2 protein-coding genes are annotated in these 2,553 nt (G+C 72.2%); one reads left to right on the top strand and one right to left on the bottom strand.

The genetic code is table 11. From position 1 onward, the window contains the following. Nucleotides 1-81: 81 nt before the first annotated feature. Complete coding sequence (locus ACYVE9_RS22440) at nt 82-1,470, bottom strand: cystathionine beta-synthase (protein WP_461029701.1); 1,389 nt, start codon at nt 1,468-1,470, stop codon at nt 82-84. Between the two features lie 198 nt (nt 1,471-1,668). Here ACYVE9_RS22440 and ACYVE9_RS22435 point away from each other — a divergent pair. After that, nucleotides 1,669-2,553: SGNH/GDSL hydrolase family protein (locus ACYVE9_RS22435; protein WP_461029700.1), on the top strand; the 885-nt coding region annotated here is incomplete at its 3' end.

The following is a 2,553-nucleotide window of genomic DNA, read 5'->3' as shown; positions in this document are numbered from 1 at the left end:
CCGGAGCCCGGAGCCCGCGACGCCCCCGGTCAGCCCGCCGGGCCCATCAGCGGGCCCGGCGCCGGAGCCCTGGCGCGTGCGCTACTTGGCGCCGCGTGCCAGGAACGCCAGCAGGTCCTGACGGCTCACCACACCGGTGGGCTTGCCCTCGACGAGCACCACGGCCGCGTCGGCGCCCTCCAGCACCGCCATCAGGTCACCGACCGGCTCACCGGAGCCGACGTGCGGGAGCGGCGGGCTCATGTGCTTCTCCAGCGAGTCGCCGAGTGAGGCGCGCGTGGTGAACAGGGCGTCCAACAGTTCCCGCTCGACGACGGACCCGACCACCTCGGCGGCCATCACGTCGGGGTGGCCGGCGCCGGGCTTGACGATCGGCATCTGCGAGACGCCGTACTCGCGGAGCACGTCGATGGCCTCCCCGACGGTCTCCTCGGGGTGCATGTGGACGAGGGAGGGCAGCGCGCCCTCCTTGTACCGCAGCACGTCGGCGACGCGGGCGGCCGTCGGCTCGCCCTCCTCCAGGAAGCCGTAGTCGGCCATCCACTCGTCGTTGAAGATCTTCGACAGGTAGCCGCGTCCGCTGTCCGGAAGCAGGACGACCACCACGTCCTCCGGGGTGAGCCGCTCGGCGACCTCCAGGGCCGCGACGACGGCCATGCCGCAGGAACCGCCGACGAGCAGGCCCTCCTCCTTGGCGAGCCGCCGCGTCATGCGGAACGAGTCCTTGTCGGAGACGGCGACGATCTCGTCGGTGACCTCGCTGTCGTAGGCGCTGGGCCAGAAGTCCTCACCGACGCCCTCGACCAGGTAGGGGCGGCCGGAGCCGCCGGAGTAGACCGAGCCCTCCGGGTCCGCGCCGATGATCTTCACCGCGCCGTCGGAGACCTCCTTGAGGTACCGCCCGGTGCCGGAGATCGTGCCGCCGGTGCCGATGCCGGTGACGAAGTGCGTGATCCGGCCGTCCGTCTGCTTCCACAGCTCAGGACCGGTGGTCTCGTAGTGCGAGCGCGGGTTGGCCGGGTTGCTGTACTGGTCGGGCTTCCAGGCGCCGGGCGTCTCGCGCACCAGCCGGTCCGAGACGTTGTAGTACGAGTCGGGGTGCTCGGGGTCGACGGCGGTCGGGCAGACGACCACCTCGGCACCGTAGGCCCGCAGCACGTTGATCTTGTCCGTGGACACCTTGTCCGGGCAGACGAAGACGCAGCGGTAGCCCTTCTGCTGGGCGACGATCGCCAGGCCCACCCCGGTGTTGCCCGAGGTCGGCTCGACGATCACCCCGCCCGGCTGGAGCGCCCCGGACCGTTCGGCCGCCTCGATCATCCGTACGGCGATCCGGTCCTTCACCGAGCCGCCGGGGTTGAAGTACTCCACCTTCGCCAGGACGGTGGCCCCGTGGGGTGAGGTGACATTGTTCAGCTTGACCAGCGGGGTGTTGCCGACAAGCTCGATCATCGACTCGTGATACTGCACTGTGGTCTCCGCGATATGGGGGGCATCCGCGGTCGCGGGCCCTACCGGTAAGCCTATTGCGCGGCTCGCGCTCTAGGGGCGCGTTGCAGTCTGAGGTGCGCGGGGCAACACAGTGGTAGCGGATGCGCCGCGAACACGGTCGGCCACGATACGTGTCCGACCGGTCGGTCGGTAACAAGAGGGAGGCGGTCCACACACATGTCGAGAGCGAGGGTTGCGCGGCGGATCGCGACGGCCGCGGCATACGGGGGAGGCGGCATCGGGCTGGTGAGCGGCGCCGCGGTCGGGCTGCTGCTCGCCGAGATGAGGCTGGCCCGCCACAGGGTCGGCAGCTCCGACGACGAGCCGCCGATGGCGGACGGACTCTACGGCGCGGCGTTCGCACACTGGGAGGGCCCACCGCTGCGGCTCGCCTTTCTGGGTGATTCGACAGCGGCCGGGCTGGGCGTGCACCGCGCTCGCCAGACGCCGGGCGCCCTGCTGGCCTCCGGGGCGGCTGCGGTCGCGGAGCGGCCCGTGGAGCTGCGCAACGTGGCGCTTCCGGGCGCCCGGTCCGACGACCTCGACCGCCAGGTGTCGGTGCTGCTGAGCGAACGCGAGCAGGCGCCGGACGTGTGCGTGGTGATGATCGGCGCGAACGACGTCACCGGCCGCATTCCGCCGGGCCGTTCGGTGCGTCACCTGTCGGACGCGGTGACGCGGCTGCGCACGGCGGGCAGTGAGGTCGTGGTCGGGACCTGTCCTGACCTGGGCTCGGTGGAGCCGGTGAGCCAGCCGCTGCGCTGGGTGGCCCGGCGGCTCAGCCGCCAACTGGCCGCGGCGCAGACCATCGCCGTCGTCGAACTGGGCGGCCGGACGGTGTCGCTGGGGGATCTGCTGGGCCCGGAGTTCGCGGCGAACCCGCGGGAGCTGTTCGGACCCGACAACTACCACCCGTCGGCCGAGGGCTACGCCACCACCGCGATGGCGATGCTGCCCACGGTGTGCGCGGCGCTGGGCCTGTGGCCGGAGGCGGAGGAGCGGCCGGGCACGGCCCGCCGCGAGGGGCTGCTGCCGGTGGCCAGGGCCGCCGCGGCAGCCGCT

The sequence above is a fragment of the Streptomyces sparsus genome, assembly GCF_054776295.1.
This window is presented reverse-complemented; position numbering and strand designations above follow the sequence as displayed.